16 protein-coding genes and 3 pseudogenes are annotated in these 16,647 nt (G+C 52.3%); 11 read left to right on the top strand and 8 right to left on the bottom strand.

Features of this window, described 5'->3' with window-relative positions; translation table 11 throughout:
* Positions 1-198: 198 nt before the first annotated feature.
* The 3 genes from HV345_RS24195 to HV345_RS24185 all read right to left on the bottom strand — a co-directional run bounded on the left by HV345_RS24195 (position 199) and on the right by HV345_RS24185 (position 2,418).
* A complete protein-coding gene (locus HV345_RS24195; protein ID WP_000626969.1) occupies positions 199-660 on the bottom strand; it encodes a NifB/NifX family molybdenum-iron cluster-binding protein in 462 nt (153 codons plus the stop codon).
* Positions 635-955, bottom strand: a complete 321-nt coding sequence (locus HV345_RS24190) for a DUF134 domain-containing protein (RefSeq protein WP_001137910.1) — start codon at positions 953-955, stop codon at positions 635-637. Before HV345_RS24190 ends, HV345_RS24195 begins: the two co-directional genes overlap by 26 nt.
* A 458-nt stretch (positions 956-1,413) precedes the next feature.
* Positions 1,414-2,418: an IS110-like element IS4321 family transposase gene (locus HV345_RS24185; protein WP_000427623.1), complete on the bottom strand. Its 1,005-nt coding sequence runs from the start codon at positions 2,416-2,418 to the stop codon at positions 1,414-1,416.
* Between the two features lie 187 nt (positions 2,419-2,605).
* Between HV345_RS24185 and HV345_RS24180 the strand changes: the two genes are divergently transcribed.
* The 9 genes and pseudogenes from HV345_RS24180 (at position 2,606) to HV345_RS24140 (ending at position 10,403) form a co-directional block, all read left to right on the top strand.
* Positions 2,606-3,214 (top strand): TetR/AcrR family transcriptional regulator, encoded by a 609-nt coding sequence (locus HV345_RS24180; RefSeq protein WP_004393990.1) that lies wholly within the window; start codon positions 2,606-2,608, stop codon positions 3,212-3,214.
* On the top strand, positions 3,211-4,362 hold the full coding sequence (locus tag HV345_RS24175; protein WP_016236501.1) for an efflux RND transporter periplasmic adaptor subunit: 1,152 nt from the start codon (positions 3,211-3,213) through the stop codon (positions 4,360-4,362). The genes HV345_RS24180 and HV345_RS24175 overlap by 4 nt, the downstream gene beginning before the upstream one ends.
* Complete coding sequence (locus HV345_RS24170; RefSeq protein ID WP_022652303.1) at positions 4,359-5,564, top strand: ABC transporter permease; 1,206 nt, start codon at positions 4,359-4,361, stop codon at positions 5,562-5,564. The genes HV345_RS24175 and HV345_RS24170 overlap by 4 nt, the downstream gene beginning before the upstream one ends.
* A gap of 1 nt (position 5,565) precedes the next feature.
* A complete protein-coding gene (locus HV345_RS24165) occupies positions 5,566-6,276 on the top strand; it encodes an ABC transporter ATP-binding protein (protein ID WP_046499345.1) in 711 nt (236 codons plus the stop codon).
* Between the two features lie 28 nt (positions 6,277-6,304).
* A pseudogene (locus HV345_RS24160) lies at positions 6,305-6,745 on the top strand (cytochrome C); the annotation flags it as partial.
* A 151-nt stretch (positions 6,746-6,896) separates the two neighbouring features.
* On the top strand, positions 6,897-7,901 hold the full coding sequence (locus HV345_RS24155; RefSeq protein ID WP_000427623.1) for an IS110-like element IS4321 family transposase: 1,005 nt from the start codon (positions 6,897-6,899) through the stop codon (positions 7,899-7,901).
* 557 nt (positions 7,902-8,458) lie between these two features.
* Complete coding sequence (locus HV345_RS24150) at positions 8,459-9,001, top strand: sigma-70 family RNA polymerase sigma factor (protein WP_046499350.1); 543 nt, start codon at positions 8,459-8,461, stop codon at positions 8,999-9,001.
* A gap of 156 nt (positions 9,002-9,157) precedes the next feature.
* Positions 9,158-10,159: a permease gene (locus tag HV345_RS24145; protein WP_032951239.1), complete on the top strand. Its 1,002-nt coding sequence runs from the start codon at positions 9,158-9,160 to the stop codon at positions 10,157-10,159.
* A 13-nt stretch (positions 10,160-10,172) separates the two neighbouring features.
* On the top strand, positions 10,173-10,403 hold the full coding sequence (locus HV345_RS24140) for a thioredoxin family protein (protein ID WP_021314637.1): 231 nt from the start codon (positions 10,173-10,175) through the stop codon (positions 10,401-10,403).
* A gap of 277 nt (positions 10,404-10,680) precedes the next feature.
* Here HV345_RS24140 and HV345_RS24135 read toward each other — a convergent pair whose 3' ends face one another.
* The 3 genes from HV345_RS24135 to HV345_RS24125 all read right to left on the bottom strand — a co-directional run bounded on the left by HV345_RS24135 (position 10,681) and on the right by HV345_RS24125 (position 13,289).
* The gene (locus HV345_RS24135; protein ID WP_021314636.1) at positions 10,681-10,884 is read right to left on the bottom strand and encodes a hypothetical protein; all 204 of its coding nucleotides are present in this window, start codon (positions 10,882-10,884) and stop codon (positions 10,681-10,683) included.
* An 81-nt stretch (positions 10,885-10,965) separates the two neighbouring features.
* Positions 10,966-11,793 carry a universal stress protein gene (locus HV345_RS24130; RefSeq protein ID WP_064380711.1) on the bottom strand — a complete coding sequence of 276 codons (828 nt, stop codon included), beginning with the start codon at positions 11,791-11,793 and terminating at the stop codon, positions 10,966-10,968.
* A 17-nt stretch (positions 11,794-11,810) separates the two neighbouring features.
* Positions 11,811-13,289, bottom strand: a complete 1,479-nt coding sequence (locus HV345_RS24125; protein ID WP_046499366.1) for a SulP family inorganic anion transporter — start codon at positions 13,287-13,289, stop codon at positions 11,811-11,813.
* Between the two features lie 506 nt (positions 13,290-13,795).
* Between HV345_RS24125 and HV345_RS24120 the strand changes: the two genes are divergently transcribed.
* On the top strand, positions 13,796-14,818 hold the full coding sequence (locus HV345_RS24120) for an IS110 family transposase (protein ID WP_001567660.1): 1,023 nt from the start codon (positions 13,796-13,798) through the stop codon (positions 14,816-14,818).
* A gap of 299 nt (positions 14,819-15,117) precedes the next feature.
* On the opposite strand, the pseudogene HV345_RS24115 reads toward HV345_RS24120, so the two are convergent.
* Positions 15,118-15,333 (bottom strand): annotated as a pseudogene (locus tag HV345_RS24115) (DUF4158 domain-containing protein); the annotation flags it as partial.
* Between the two features lie 94 nt (positions 15,334-15,427).
* Between HV345_RS24115 and HV345_RS24110 the strand changes: the two are divergent.
* Complete coding sequence (locus tag HV345_RS24110) at positions 15,428-16,033, top strand: recombinase family protein (protein ID WP_000509966.1); 606 nt, start codon at positions 15,428-15,430, stop codon at positions 16,031-16,033.
* 33 nt (positions 16,034-16,066) lie between these two features.
* Here the strand turns inward: HV345_RS24110 and HV345_RS24105 are convergent.
* Positions 16,067-16,483: pseudogene (locus tag HV345_RS24105) on the bottom strand (alpha/beta hydrolase); the annotation flags it as partial.
* Positions 16,484-16,647: the final 164 nt, after the last annotated feature.

Below are 16,647 nucleotides of genomic sequence, written 5' to 3'. Positions count from 1 at the left end.
CAGGTATGGGCCTTTCTGGCATCAAGATAACAATTCATCTGTTTCTGCTCAGCGTCCGGTTGTACTGACGGGAGGCATCCGGAATTCAGTCAGCTGAGGGGCTCCCCCGGCATCATTACTGCCTCCTCCACACATTCCGGCTCCTGGTTTATACACAATACGGGTCTGATAAAAATCACCGCCCGTGATGAAATGAACTCATGAATGGCAACAGCGCCCGTTTCCGTGATGATGCTGACGCCCACCCTGGCACGCATTTTCTGCTGTGTTCCCGTCAGAGTGACAGCATTTTTTCCCTTTCGCCTCATGATGAAAGGACTGGCGTCCCTGCTCCGGCTTATTCAGTTCAGTCAGAACACGGGTATCCGGATCACACAGTTCAGTGAACAAACGACGACCACAGTCAGTCTGGTACACCGCGATCTGATGCCCCAGTAATTTACCCAGCATCCGTTCCCCGATGTTACGGACCACAACGCGGCTGACTTGCTGTTGAACCAGCAGGTCAACCAGCTTCCGTTTACCTGAACAATCTGCGCCCAGCGCGGGATTTTCTGTCCGGCTGAGCTCCACACCGCGCTCATCCACCAGGACAAGGTGACTCGCTTTGGTAAAATGATTTGCTACCCGGTCGTCATTCACTGGAATGGCTGTGATCATCTTGTGTAACTCCTTCCCTTTCAGAGTGCATTATTAAGGCCTTGCCCTGAGTGAGACAGTCCACAACCTTAAAACGGGCTGCTTTCAGGACATTGGCCAGTGTCTGCCTTGAAACCCCCATTGCAACAGCCGCTTCCTGCTGTTGCATGCCCAGTAAATCGACCAGCCGTAACGCTTCAAACTCATCTTCTTTTAAATGAACATGTTCAAGCTGGCTCATCGGTCGCGCATTGGGCTTAAAACAGGTATCCGCAGGGCGGCCACAGATGTTACGGGGAATTCTGGGTCTTGGCATGAAGGCTCCTTATTGGCATATGCCATATATACACTCATAAACTGGCATATGCAATATACTCTGCTCACCGGTGGAGAATTTTTTGCTTTACCCTGGAGTCTGTAAGTGGGCAGCAGGTCATGAGAGATGAAGAGAAAGAAAACAGATACTGTATGAGACTCAATTTAAAGTGCTGCCATAAGGGGGTCGTCTCAGAAAACGAATCTATGGTCACTCCCGTTTTTGCAACACTGATTTTGACGACAAGTTGGCTTGCTTGAATCTATCCGGCGTCTGAATGGGATTTTATTCCCGCGCCTTGATGAGTTCCGCGCCTGATGAACCTCCAGAAAATATACGGCTTCAATGAGCCTTTCCGTTTTACAGGTTCCTCAACAGGCCGGTGGGCCGTTAGTATCATCAATATCAGTATTCGCAAAACCAGATCAGTAATTCTTTAAACCGGTGTATTTCTGCCGTTATGCTACATAAGTTTGCTGTCGTGCCGTTAGGGCCCAGGCTATTCTGGCCAGCTTGTTTGCCAGAGCACAAGTGACGACAAAGTTGCTTTTCCGGCACAGTAAATCCCTGACCCAATCGGCCAATTTGCCAGACTGGTGTTCCAGTTTTTGTATGAATACCCTGGCACATTGAACCAACAAAGTTCGGATCTTTTTATTACCTCGCTTACTAATTCCCAGCAATGTCGTCCTACCTCCCGTGCTGTACTGCCGAGGTACAAGCCCTGTTGCCGCCGCAAAGTCACGGCTGCTGGCGTACTGCTTCCCGTCGCCAATCTCAGTTGAAATAGTACTCGCTGTCAGTGTTCCGACGCAGGGAATGCTCAGCAAGCGCTGTCCAACCTCATCTTCGTCCAACTTTCGTTTCAACTGGGATTCCAAATCTTTAATCTGCTCAACAAGATAGTGATAATGCTGTTGTAATTTCAGCAATAACTGGCTGAGGTAAAGAGGCAAACTATTATCCTCAAGAATGGTACTCAGTCGGCTAATAACGGCAGCTCCTCGGGGAACGCTAATGCCAAATTCCAGCAGAAAAGCATGCATTTGATTGGTTGTTTTTACCTTATCCTGAACCAGGGATTCACGGACACGATGCAGAGCCCGCATTGCCTGCTGAGATTCCGTTCTGGGCTGCACAAAACGCATAGACGGACGCGATGCAGCTTCACAAATAGCTTCGGCGTCGACAAAGTCGTTTTTATTGCTTTTAACGAACGGGCGGACAAATTGTGGTGATATCAGCTTTGGGGAATGCCCCAACTCTTCCAACTTGCGTGCCATAAAGTGAGAACCGCCACAGGCTTCCATTGCGATGGTTGTAGCGGGGCATGTCGCCAAAAATTCGATCAACTTTGGCCGGGTAAATTTTTTACGGTAAACAGCCTTCCCGCGACGATCCTGGCAATGAATATGGAAAGAGTTTTTACCCAGATCGATACCAATGAGCGCAATGTTTTCCATGATAGTTCTCCGAATGAAAGCCTGTCCTCAGCATAGTACCGGGAAGGAGGGAGTGACCATCTCATTAAATAAAGCACGTTAAGCCCATTGCAGACTCTAGATATTGACGAGTACGTCGGGTTTTCTCTTGTTTGAGTTGCCTCTTGTGGTAAGATAGTAATTAATTACTATCTTACCAGGAGTGCTCGTGGACACCCATCCAAAGCATCTGCCGGCCGATGAACGTCGTGCCGTAACTGTCGAGTCCGTCGTGGCGCTTGCCGGTTCACAAAACCCAAGCGAGATAACCACTGCGGCTATCGCTAAACACATGAACTTGACCCAGGGTGCGCTGTTTCGGCACTTCCCGAACAAGGAAGCCATTTGGCAGGCGGTCATGGAGTGGGTAGCAGAGCGCCTATTAGCCAGAATCGATCGATCCGCACAAGGAATCGAGTCGCCCTTGGCAGCCATGGAGGCGATGTTCATGAGTCATATCGAATTCGTAGCTGAGCACCCAGGCGTGCCAAGAATGATGTTTGGTGAGCTTCAGCGTGCCGAATCGACACCGGCCAAGCGCATGGTGCAAACCTTGATTCAGCGCTACGGCGAACGTTTGCATCGTCTCATCGAGAAAGGCAAGGCCAGCGGCGAGTTGTCTCCCTCGCTTGACAACGAGGCGGCGGCAACGCTGTTCATTGGCACGATCCAGGGCTTGGTCATGCAATCGCTGTTGGCGGGTGATGTGGGACGTATGCACCGCGATGCGCCGCGCGTCTTTGCAATTTATCGGCGTGGCATAAGGAGTGCGCAATGAAAAAGTTACCCTTGCAAGGCCGCACCCTGGCACTGCTTGCCGTCATCATTCCTTTGCTGGTGCTTTTTATTTATGTCGGTCTGCGATCAGGGCCGCTCGCCCCGGTCGCTGTGACGGTGGCAAGCGTGGAATCACGGGCTATCACACCGGCGCTGTTCGGCATCGGCACGGTGGAGGCGCGCTACACCTACAAGATCGGGCCGACGTTTGCCGGGCGCGTCAAACGCCTGGAGGTGCATGTAGGCGACCAGGTCAAGGCCGGACAGGTGCTCGGCGAGATGGAGCCGGTCGACCTTGATGATCGGGTGCGCTCACAGGAGTCTGTATTCAAGCGGGCGGAAGCGGCTTTGCGCGAGGCAGAAGCCCGGCAAGCCTACGCGCAAACCCAGGCGCGCCGCTATGAGCAATTGTTTGCGGTGCGCTCGACCAGCGAGGAAATCGTCACCACCAAGCGGCAGGAACTGCAGATCGCCGATGCCGCCCTATCCGCCGCTCGGGAAGATATTGCCCGGGCACGCTCCGACCGCGAAGCACTCGTCGCGCAGCGGAGCAATCTGCGCCTGATCGCGCCGGTCGACGGTGTAGTCGCCGTGCGCGATGCCGATCCCGGCACGACCATCGTCGCGGGCCAGGCCGTGGTGGAAGTGATCGACCCCAAGAGTTTGTGGATCAATGTGCGCTTCGACCAGATCAGCGCATCGGGGCTGGCTGGGGGGCTGCCGGCTCATATCGTCCTGCGTTCGCGTGGTGGCCAGACCTTGAAAGGTCGCGTGCTGCGGGTGGAACCCAAGGCCGACGCGGTAACCGAGGAAACGCTTGCCAAGGTGACATTCGATAACAAACCAGAACCTTTGCCACCAGTGGGTGAACTGGCCGAAGTCACGGTTGACTTGCCGGCGCTCCCGGCCGCTCCACTGATCCCCAACGCTGCCGTCCAGCGTGAAGGCGATAAAGTTGGTGTCTGGCAAATCGTGGATGGTGATCTGCATTTCTCCCCGGTCAAGCTCGGCACTTCCGACCTCAATGGTTACGTGCAGGTGCGCGAAGGGCTCAAGAATGGGGACCAGGTTGTGACCTATAGCGAAAAGGCACTGACGGCGCGCAGCCGCATCCATGTGGTCGAGCATATCCCGGGAGTTTCACGATGATCAGCCTGGCCGGCCGCGACATTCTCCATGCCTGGGGGAAATTCGTCTTCACCGGCATCGGTCTGGGTCTGCTGATCGGCGTCACCCTAGTCATGGCTGGGGTGTACCGAGGCATGGTGGACGACGGCAAGGCGTTGCTCGACAACAGTGGCGCTGACCTTTGGGTGGTGCAAAAGGATACTCTGGGTCCTTATGCGGAGTCGTCCAGCCTCAACGATGACGTGTATCGCGCCATTCTCGCCATGCCGGGAGTCTCACAGGCAGCGAACGCGACCTACCTGACCATGCAGGTACGCAAGGGCGAGAGTGATGTACGCACCATGGTGGTCGGCATCGCGCCCGGTGCGTTGGGGGCTACACCCGGATGGCCTCCTTATCTCGTCGCTGGACGCCAGATCACGCGCGGTCACTACGAGGCTGTGGCCGACATCGCCACCGGCTTCAAACTGGGAGATCGTCTTGCCATTCGCCGCAATCATTACACCGTCGTGGGGCTGACACGGCGCATGGTGTCGTCCAGCGGCGACCCGATGGTATTCATTCCGCTCAAAGATGCCCAGGAGGCCCAGTTCCTCAAGGACAACGATGCCATCTGGCAAAGCCGGCGTCGCACCGAAGCCAACCCGGTCTTCAATCGACCCGGTGATCCAGGTTTGCTGGATGCCGTGATTGCTTCACAGAGCAGCAACGCGTTCGTCAATGCCGTGCTGGTCACTCTGAAACCTGGTCATGCGCCGGACGAGGTTGCCGAATCCATCCAGCGCTGGAAGCGTTTGACGGTCTACACCCGGGCACAGATGGAAGACATCCTCGTCGGCAAGCTGATCGCCACCTCGGCCAAGCAGATCGGCATGTTCCTTGTGATTCTGGCCATCGTTAGCGCGGCCATCGTTGCCTTCATCATCTATTCGCTGACGATGGACAAAATCCGTGAGATCGCGGTGTTGAAGCTCATCGGCACACGCAACCGAACCATCGCCGCGATGATCATGCAGCAGGCGCTCGCCCTGGGCGTGATTGGCTTCGTGGTCGGCAAGATCACAGCCACCTTTTCAGCACCGGCTTTTCCAAAATATGTCCTGCTCACGCCAATGGATTCTGTCGCCGGTTTTTTTGCCGTGCTCGTGATCTGCGTTCTAGCTAGCCTCGTCGCCATTCGCATAGCACTCAAGGTCGATCCGGCCGAAGCCATTGGAGGTTGAGATGAGTGGCAAAGGGATACACATCGAAAGTTTAAGCAAGCGGTATGGCGATGGTGACACCGCTGTCTTTGCCTTGAGAGACGTGAATATGCATGTTGCGCCTGGTGAAGTGGTGGGACTGATCGGCCCTTCCGGGTCCGGCAAGAGCACGCTGCTCAAGTGTCTGGGTGCGGTGATCGAACCGACCGCCGGTCGCATGACGCTGGGCGATGAAGTGATCTACGCCGATGGCTGGAAAGTCCGCGACCTGCGCGCCTTACGGCGTGACAAGATCGGTTTCGTTTTCCAGGCGCCGTACCTGATTCCGTTTCTCGATGTCACCGACAACGTGGCGCTGCTGCCGATGCTTGCAGGCGTCGCGAATGGAGAGTCGCGCGCGAAGGCACTGGAATTGCTCACAGCGGTTGATGTGCAACACCGAGCTCGCGCAATGCCCTCGCAACTCTCCGGTGGCGAGCAGCAACGGGTCGCCATCGCGCGCGGACTGGTCAATCGTCCGCCGGTGATCCTGGCCGATGAACCCACTGCGCCGCTGGATTCCGAGCGCGCCATGGCTGTAATCCGCATCCTCAACGACATGGCCCGGAAGTTCGAGACCGCCATCATCGTCGTCACCCATGACGAAAAGATCATCCCCACATTCAAGCGCATCTACCACATCCGCGACGGCGTGACCCATGAGGAAGCTGGCGAAGGGCGGGAGTTCGAATGAGAGAACGATTGAATTACAGGAGAATTTCATGACCCACCGCAAACACAGCCACGCATTTGGAACTATCACCCTGACCGTTACGGCCTGCCTGCTTTTATGGGGTTTTCAGTTGCCAGCTTGGGCTGGTGACGCTACCCAGGTTGAGCCACTGGCGCTACGCAAGATCATGCAGGAACTCGGGCGCAACATGCAGGCTATTACCGGTGCGATTTCGCAGGAGGAATGGGTTCAGGTCGTTCAGCTCGCCCCAAAAGTTGCTGCACACCCCGAGCCACCGCTTACTGAAAAAATGCGCATCCTTGCTTACCTCGGCGCTGATGCGACCAAGTTCAGAAACTTTGACGCGCAGACTCACGAGGCGGCGCTGGCCATGAAGCTGGCTGCTGCGAGCAGCGACGGCAAGGCGGTGATCCAATCATTCGCCCTATCTGTCCCCGCTGGGGTGGGAGCATATCAACCTGACCGGCGATTACCTATGGCGCAGCAGTGCCAAGGTCGGTGCGGGGAAGTTCAGGCCATTGCGACCGCTGCCACCGGCTTAGCGTGCTTTATTTAATGAGATGGTCACTCCCTCCTTCCCGGTACTATGCTGAGGACAGGCTTTCATTCGGAGAACTATCATGGAAAACATTGCGCTCATTGGTATCGATCTGGGTAAAAACTCTTTCCATATTCATTGCCAGGATCGTCGCGGGAAGGCTGTTTACCGTAAAAAATTTACCCGGCCAAAGTTGATCGAATTTTTGGCGACATGCCCCGCTACAACCATCGCAATGGAAGCCTGTGGCGGTTCTCACTTTATGGCACGCAAGTTGGAAGAGTTGGGGCATTCCCCAAAGCTGATATCACCACAATTTGTCCGCCCGTTCGTTAAAAGCAATAAAAACGACTTTGTCGACGCCGAAGCTATTTGTGAAGCTGCATCGCGTCCGTCTATGCGTTTTGTGCAGCCCAGAACGGAATCTCAGCAGGCAATGCGGGCTCTGCATCGTGTCCGTGAATCCCTGGTTCAGGATAAGGTAAAAACAACCAATCAAATGCATGCTTTTCTGCTGGAATTTGGCATTAGCGTTCCCCGAGGAGCTGCCGTTATTAGCCGACTGAGTACCATTCTTGAGGATAATAGTTTGCCTCTTTACCTCAGCCAGTTATTGCTGAAATTACAACAGCATTATCACTATCTTGTTGAGCAGATTAAAGATTTGGAATCCCAGTTGAAACGAAAGTTGGACGAAGATGAGGTTGGACAGCGCTTGCTGAGCATTCCCTGCGTCGGAACACTGACAGCGAGTACTATTTCAACTGAGATTGGCGACGGGAAGCAGTACGCCAGCAGCCGTGACTTTGCGGCGGCAACAGGGCTTGTACCTCGGCAGTACAGCACGGGAGGTAGGACGACATTGCTGGGAATTAGTAAGCGAGGTAATAAAAAGATCCGAACTTTGTTGGTTCAATGTGCCAGGGTATTCATACAAAAACTGGAACACCAGTCTGGCAAATTGGCCGATTGGGTCAGGGATTTACTGTGCCGGAAAAGCAACTTTGTCGTCACTTGTGCTCTGGCAAACAAGCTGGCCAGAATAGCCTGGGCCCTAACGGCACGACAGCAAACTTATGTAGCATAACGGCAGAAATACACCGGTTTAAAGAATTACTGATCTGGTTTTGCGAATACTGATATTGATGATACTAACGGCCCACCGGCCTGTTGAGGAACCTGTAAAACGGAAAGGCTCATTGAAGCCGTATATTTTCTGGAGGTTCATCAGGCGCGGAACTCATCAAGGCGCGGGAATAAAATCCCATTCAGACGCCGGATAGATTCAAGCAAGCCAACTTGTCGTCAAAATCGGTGTTGCAAAAACGGGAGTGACCATAGATTCCGTTTTCTGAGACGTCCCCTAGCTGGCTTATCAGGCAGATTCCGGACCGCTTTTTTGACGTTTTATCCGGAACCGAATGCGCGGAAATTGATGGTATTGCGCATGACGGTTTACTGCATGATACTGAACACAAGACAGCATACCCTGTTGCAGGAAGAGGTTTCCGAAAGGTGGATAACTGATCGGATGCTATCAGTCCATCACATCATCATGGCACCGACAGTTCCCGGACCCCATCCCCGACAGCATCAGAACCAATATCCTCCCGCTATGCGGTGTATTTAACGAGAGAGTCATAAATGGAGCAACTGAACGGCACGCCGCCTTGCCTTATGAAGGCGTGGAAGAAGCATGAACACGAACTTCTTTGCTGGTTACTCAGACAAGTGGGTAATGAGGCTGATGCTGATGATCTGATACAGGAAACCTTTCTCCGGGCAATACGACAACATGGGAAATTCTGTGCCATCGTGAATGCCAGAGCCTGGCTGTTTGAGGTTGCCCGGCATCTGCTTATTGATAAAAGCCGCCAGCAGCGTCCATTTATGCCTCTCCACGATGATTTATCATTGCCGGATAATACGCCTGAAACTGTCGACTCACTGGCTGGTTGTCTGCTCCGCATCCTGGATAAAATGGCAGAGTCTGATCGGATTATCCTTACGCTCTGTGATCTTGAGGGGATGAAACAGGCTGATTTTGCAGACCGAAATGGTCTGACACTTGCGGCAACCAAATCGCGTTTATCCCGGGCGAGGGATAGGCTGCATAGGAAACTTTCCAGCAATTGCCAGATCAGACTGGATGAGTATGGTCGGGTATGTTGTTTCACTCCCAAGTGAAGAATCTGTTTCCCCTTCTGGGGTTACCGATAAGCTATTGCAGTGAAATCCTGTTCAATAACATTTCTCAGCAAATGAAATAAATCGAAAAAAACTGCATCCTTTTCTGTCAAACAGCGTCTTCCCGAAAAACAACCGTCGTGAGGCCTGTCCGTTATGTTCCAGATTTTCACTGATTTTGCCACCTGGCTGGTCTATGAATGCCTTAGTCTGAGTCCTGCAACCAAACTCGGGGAGGCGATCCACTTTTTTGTCGAAGACGTGAGCAAAATTTTCGTTCTCTTGCTGGTCATGATCTACTTTGTGGCCATACTACGGGCCTCGCTGGATATTGAGAGAGTAAGAAACTATCTTGCAGGTAAGCACCGTGGAATGGGGTATTTACTGGGCTCCTGCTTTGGCGCCGTTACTCCGTTCTGTTCCTGCTCAAGTATCCCGGTATTTCTGGGGTTTACTTCGGCTGGTATCCCCCTCGGGATTACCATGGCCTTTCTCATCACATCCCCCCTTATCAATGAAGTCGCCGTCCTGCTTCTGGTCAGCCTGCTCGGATGGAAGTTCACGCTCATTTATATTGCTGTCGGAATGGCTGTTGGTATGGCTGGCGGTGCTTTTCTTGATCGGATTAAGGCCGAACGCTGGTTAGCCGATTTTGCCGCCGATGCCCTCAGAGACGGGCAGCAACATCAAACTGATGAGATCCGACAATCTACCATGGCACCGCATATGCCTCTCTCAAAGCGACATGCCTTTGCTAAAGAGGAAACTCTCACCATTTTTAAGCGTGTCTGGCTCTGGGTCATTCTCGGAGTAGGACTTGGTGCGGCATTGCATGGATTTGTGCCCGACGGATGGATCGCGTCGCATCTCGGTGCCGGTCAGTGGTGGACTGTCCCTGTAGCTGTGCTGGTTGGCATACCTCTCTATTCCAATGCTACCGGTGTGATCCCTGTGATGGAGAGTCTGATCACGAACGGCCTGCCAGTGGGGACAACTCTGGCTTTTTGCATGAGCACTGTGGCTGCCAGCTTTCCTGAGTTCATTCTGCTCAAACAGGTGATGAAGTGGCAATTACTGTGCACCCTGCTGTTGCTGTTGTTGACCTCTTTCACACTGGTTGGCTGGATTTTTAACGTTGTATTCCCGTTAATTCCCTGAAGAGGATTATAAAATGAAGCATGTAAAAGTACTGGGTACAGGCTGTTCCGGTTGTAAAACAACCATCCGCCTTATCCAGCAGGTGGCTGATGAGAGAGGCGTCGCTATTCAGCTTGAAAAAGTGGAGTCACTGTCTGAAATAATGAAACACAAAGTGATGGCGACCCCGGCGGTTGTCGTTGATAACATCGTTGTACATACTGGAGGAATACCATCAAGAGACATTATCGAAAGCTGGCTCTGACCTGCAGGCAGGGAAATAATTCCTGTTCGTTCATTGCCTGAAATATCAAGCTCTGATCTCTGTAGAGGACTCCCGGCAGCCCCTTTTTTAATGAAAAGTTCAGACCCAGAGATGAAGGTATACCTTCATCTCTGTCGCGGAGCTCCGCCACAGCAGGTAAAGTTTACACTCTGATATCTCACTTATCACAGTCAGTTCAGGTCCGTTTTTTGCTCTCTGACCGCTGGCCGTCTTACTGCAGTCCCTGTTCAGCCTTTAGTTATCATATTCCTGACGCTTATTCGTTTAAAGTCTGAAACTTCGCTTCAAGCTCAAGTATTCTGAGACACATCTGCTCAATAAGTTCTGGTGTGATGGTTTTTTTAAAACGAGCGATGAGTTCAGCATCCGTGTCATCCATATATTTTATGGGTTTATCAAATGCAACCTGGCTAAGCCGGGCAAGCGCAAGAACTTCATCAATCATAAGGATTTTCTTCATAATGTCGCCTTTTCTTCCCGACTCAGGGTTTTAATGCCAGTCTGGAATTAAGTTTTCCCGGAGTTTCCTCCGGGTTCCGACTTATCTGAGCATTAACAGCGGGACTCTGGTCTGTTCGAGCATCGCAGTTGTGTTACTGCCGATGAAAAAACGTCGCAGGGAAGAGTGCCCATATGCCCCCATGACAATCAAATCCACGCCGTTTTCTGCGGCGTAACGACAAAGCGCCTCCGTTACCGAGCGTCCTTCAGCTAACCGGGATATCGCACTGATGCCAGCGCACTGCAGACTACGCTTTGCCTCTTCGAGGGTATGAGCATCGCCGTTAACCATTACGATATGACATTCCAGGCTCTGCAGCAGAGGGCTGAGCGTCAGTCGACGCAGGTTTCTCCGGCTTTCCTCACTGCCATCAAACGCAAACATGACTCTTGAAGGTACAGAAAAAGTTTCAGGTACAATCATTACCGGCTTTTTCTGCAGGCGGATAATGCTCTCCAGATTGCTGCCAACCGGGTTCTGTGCTCCCCGGCGACCGAGCACCATCATACGAATACCCTTCAGGTCAGCCAGGATGATATCCAGTGCGCCATGTTTCTGAAGTTGCTGAACATCCGGGATACCGATCTGGCTGAGCAGTTCCGCGCATCCGGCAAGAATGGCGCGTCCCTGAGTCATCAGCAGGCGGTTACGCTCCCCTTCTATTCGGACAAGGTCCTGCGTCAGTTGCTCCCGGCTGTCAATACCGATAGCCCCCGTAAGGTCAGAAACTGCCGGTTGTTCATTTTTTTCAAGCACATGCAGCAGGGCAAGAGGAACGTCAAGCTTCCCGGCAATCCAGGCTGCATACTCACACACGGCGCGTGTTGATGACGATCCATCCACGCAGGCAATAACGGTGTTGTCCATAGCATTAATTCCTGACATTAATGACCTCCCATCAGTTTTTCGATTTCTTCGGGTTTATCGTGAACACCAAAGCGATCAACGATAGTACGGGTTGCTTCGTTCATCCCGCGGATCTCAACGTCTGTTCCTTCTCTGCGGAATTTAATAACCACCTTATCCAGTGCGCTGACCGACGTGATATCCCAGAAATGGGCATGCGTAACATCAATGACAACTTTCTCTGCAGCTTCGCGAAAATCAAAATACGCCATAAAGCGGTCGGCGGAGGCAAAGAACACCTGCCCGGTGACCTTATAGAGCCGGGACTCTTCCCTGAGTTCTGAAGAGACAGCCAGAAAACGCGCCACTTTAGTGGCAAAATTCAGGGAAGCGATAAGCACACCGGTCAGTACCCCGAATGCCAGATTATGAGTGGCCACCACCACCACCACTGTTGCCAGCATCACCACGCTGGTAGAAATGGGATGGCTTTTAAGGTCGGTAACTGAACGCCATGAAAAGGTACCAATCGAAACCATGATCATTACGGCGACAAGCGCGGCCATAGGGATTTGCGAGACCAGGTCCCTGAGAAAGACTACCATACACAGCAGGACCACACCGGCAGTGAGGGTGGACAGACGGCCCCGACCGCCGGATTTCACGTTGATAACAGACTGACCAATCATTGCACAGCCCGCCATTCCCCCGACAAATGAGGTGCAGATATTAGCGATGCCCTGAGCCTTGCATTCCCTGTTTTTATCACTGGGGGTATCCGTCATATCGTCCACAATCGTGGCTGTCATCATTGATTCCAGTAACCCTACAATGGCGAGGCCTGCGGAGTAAGGGAGAATAATCAGGAGCGTATCAAGATTCAGCGGGATATCCGGCACCAGGAAGACCGGCAGACTGTCAGGCAGTTTGCCCATATCCCCGACCGTACGCACGTCCAGATGCAGCCATATGGCAATCGCCGTAAGCACCACGATACAGACAAGGGGTGAGGGGATTGTTTTATTCAGATACGGGAAGAGGTAGATAATGGCGAGCCCTACTGCCGTCATAGCATAAACATGCCAGGTCACATTGGTGAGCTCAGGTAACTGCGCCATGAAAATCAGGATCGCGAGTGCATTAACGAATCCGGTCACCACGGAGCGTGAGACGTAGCGCATGAGCCCGCCGAGTTTAAGATAACCGGCTATCAGCTGGAATACGCCGGTCAGTACGGAGGCAGCCAGTAAGTACTGTAGTCCATGATCCTTCACCAGGGTCACCATCAGGAGCGCCATTGCCCCCGTTGATGAAGATATCATCGCCGGGCGACCACCAAAGAAGGCCATAATCAGCGGGATACAGAAAGCGGAGTAAAGCCCCACCTGAGGGTCAACACCGGCAATAATGGAAAAGGCGATCGCTTCTGGAATGAGTGCGAGCGCGACAACAATACCAGCCAGCACGTCACCACGGACGTTACCCAGCCAGTCCTTACGCGTCGAGGACAGCAACATAGTAATTTCTCAGTTTTTAGATGTAGTTAGCCCCGGAGGACATAAGTTTCAAATACGATAAAACACATCCGCAGACGGGATGTTATTACGTGCGTTCTGAGGCTCGCTCAGTACGGCGGAGGAAGGGAAAACTCAGGGTGGCGTAATGCGCATGATCAGCAGATAAATCCTTGAAAGCAGGTACTCAGCCCTCAGTGAACAGAATAAGTCAGCGTAATGTACTTTAGTGCTGACCACGTGCTCTGTATGATACAGAATCTATCTACTATAAACGAAAATACAGCACGATCAATGCTCACACTCTATATGGGACGTTCGTACCTGGACATGATTATCTGTGTTCAATGTCCCCGCATGACCGTCTTAACATCCAGAATATTACGTTTCCAAAAAAACCAGAAATGATTAAAAAATGAGCTTAACGAATGGAAGGGACTTCCCCTGATTATGCGCCTGATTAACTCTTGTGCAATCATGGGGTAAACACAACCCCGGAGGGATTCGTTATGACCATTACTACTGTCGGTATCGATCTTGCTAAAAATGTGTTCGCTGTTCATTGCGTTGACCAGAATGGCAAAACCGTTCTGGTTAAATCCAGAGTAACCCGCGCAGCTCTTCCCGGGCTGATTGCTGGTTTGCCGCCCTGTGTTATCGGGATGGAGGCGTGCTCCGGGGCTCATTACTGGGCAAGACTGTTTCGGCAGTATGGTCATGAGCCGCGTCTGATGGCCGCTAAATTTGTATCGCCTTACCGCATGGCTGGTAAATCAGGGAAAAATGATGCAGCTGATGCTCAGGCTATCTGCGAGGCGGTTCGTCGCCCACATATGCGGTTTGTGCCGGTTAAGGATGAGAGCCAGCAGGCAATGCAGTGTCTGCATCGTACCCGACAGGGTTTTATCGAAGAGAAAACAGCAACATATAATCGTCTCCGGGGGTTGATATCTGAATTCGGCGTTATCGCCCCACAAAGTACAGATGCCCTGCGCCACATAGTTTTTGAGCAGAAGAATTCTTTACCACTTCAGGTTCAGCAATGTGTTGATGATTTGCTGGAGCACGTTGCTCGCATTGAAGATAACATCGCTGAATATGACCGAATTTTGTCCCGCATGGCCAAAACAGATCATCGCAGTCAGCGGCTGATGGAATTGAAGGGCGTTGGCCCCACAACGGCCTGTGCGCTGGTCGCCAGTATCGGTAATGCACATGATTTTAAGAATGGGCGCCAGCTGGCAGCCTGGCTGGGACTGACACCATCGCAGTACAGCAGCGGCGGAAAGTCGAAGCTTGGCAGGATAACGAAAGCTGGCGATTCGTATCTGAGAACACTTCTGGTTCAGGGTGCCCGCTCGGTACTGATCGGGGCGGAGAAAAGGACTGATTTATTCAGTCGTTGGGTCTGCTCACTGGTCGAACGCAGAGGATACTGGCGCGCTGTTGTTGCCATCGCTGCCAAAAATGCAAGACTGTGCTGGGCATCATTGCATTACGGTGATGATTTCAGGTTGTACTCAGCCAGCTAAAGTACAAAGCTGTATGACCATCTGTTCTGCAACTCGTTGATGATAAAGGGTTAGACCCCGTGAGGTATATCTGCTTATTGTACAGGGCAAGTGTACCCGACTAACGAACTAGAGCCTCACGAGCGTCTTTCATCAGGGTCCGAATCGATGACGATTCATCATGACCGTTTATAGTACCGCAGTCTCTCCCCTTTATTTTTTTACTATAGTGCAGACAGAAACCGTAAACACCGGCGTTGACATGCCGGGGAAGCCCTTATAGTACAATAATTTTCGATATCCAAACTGACCCCTTCACGCGGGATCATCTCACCAGGAGCCAGTGCACGGCCCGGATATCGTAAGGCACAAAGTTGCAGGGCAAAGCCAATCCTGTTTTCCGGTCTGCGGCGCTGCCTAATGTTTTCCAGGTCATCATCGCCCAGCGTGTAGAACTTCAGTAGCGACAGTTCGTCCGTGGGCAGATCGAACAGCGCTGCTCGCTGCCGTTCGGTGAAAATATGGCGTCGTGACATACAAATTCGTCCCTTTTGAAGTATAGTCTGTTTTGGACAACAGCCAGCCCATATAAATCAGGGCGTTCCGATACAAAAATCCAGGAGGGTTCAATTGGGACATCGTGCCGCCATTTACTGCCGGGTTTCAACAGCGGATCAGTCTTGTGAACGCCAGGAATTTGATCTGCGAGCCTTCGCCGGCCGTGCCGGCTACGACGTGGTGGGAATATTTAAGGAAACAGGTTCAGGAACTAAACTCGACCGGGCCGAGCGAAAGAAAGTCCTGGCGCTTGCCCAGTCCAGACAAATTGATGCAATCCTGGTCACTGAGCTTTCCCGGTGGGGGCGCTCGACGCTCGATCTGCTCAATACGCTACGTGAACTGGAGAACTGGAAGGTTTCCGTGATAGCCATGAATGGAATGGCGTTCGATCTTTCGTCGCCGTATGGACGAATGCTGGCGACGTTTCTTTCCGGCATTGCGGAGTTTGAGCGGGATCTCATCAGCGAGCGGGTCAAGTCAGGCCTTGCTGTTGCGAAGGCACGTGGTAAGAGGCTTGGTCGTCAGGCCGGAGTGCGACCAAAATCAGACCGACTTTTGCCTAAGGTGGTTGCGATGAGGGCCGAGGGACGCAGCTATCGCTGGATCGCACGCGAGCTCGGTATCAGCAAGAATACCGTCGCTGACATCGTGCAACGACACAGAGCTAACGCTTAGGGTGTCATTTCGCCCTCAGCCGGAACCGACCCCTTTTACGTGTGTCAGTTCTCCGGGTGATCCTATGGTGACAACGGCCTTTGCCTCAGGAACTTCGCCGGCGATAGACAGGATGGCAGATCCCCCCAGGCTATGACCGATGAGCAAAGAAGGCGCTTCGTACTGTCGGCGGAGATAATCTACCGCGCAAAGCAGGTCCGAAATATTGGATGAGAAGTTGGTGTTGGAAAAATCCCCTTCGCTGTTTCCCAGACCAGTAAAATCAAACCGGAGAACGGCGATAGCTTTCTCTGTCAGTTTCCGCGCAATACGCGCCGCGCCTTTGAGGTCTTTGCCACACGTAAAACAATGAGCTAACAGCGCAAACGCTTTAGGATTTTCAGGAAGTTCAAGCAATCCGGCCAGTTCTTCACCCGCCGCATTTTTGAACGTAAATTTTAGTTTTTTCATAGGATATTCCGGGCCTTAAACTGATGTCATATGTTTGATCGCAGGAGAAAAAAAAGCTTCTGCTCTGCATCTGGCATAACGCGTTTTCCGTCCTCCACTGGGGATGTGAAACAGAATTCATTCCGAATGCCTGTCCTCACCTTCCAGTTTGAAAGCTGGTTATT

The organism is Citrobacter sp. RHBSTW-00986 (assembly GCF_013783065.1).
In the GTDB taxonomy this organism is placed as follows: Bacteria; Pseudomonadota; Gammaproteobacteria; order Enterobacterales; family Enterobacteriaceae; genus Citrobacter; species Citrobacter braakii.
This window is presented reverse-complemented; position numbering and strand designations above follow the sequence as displayed.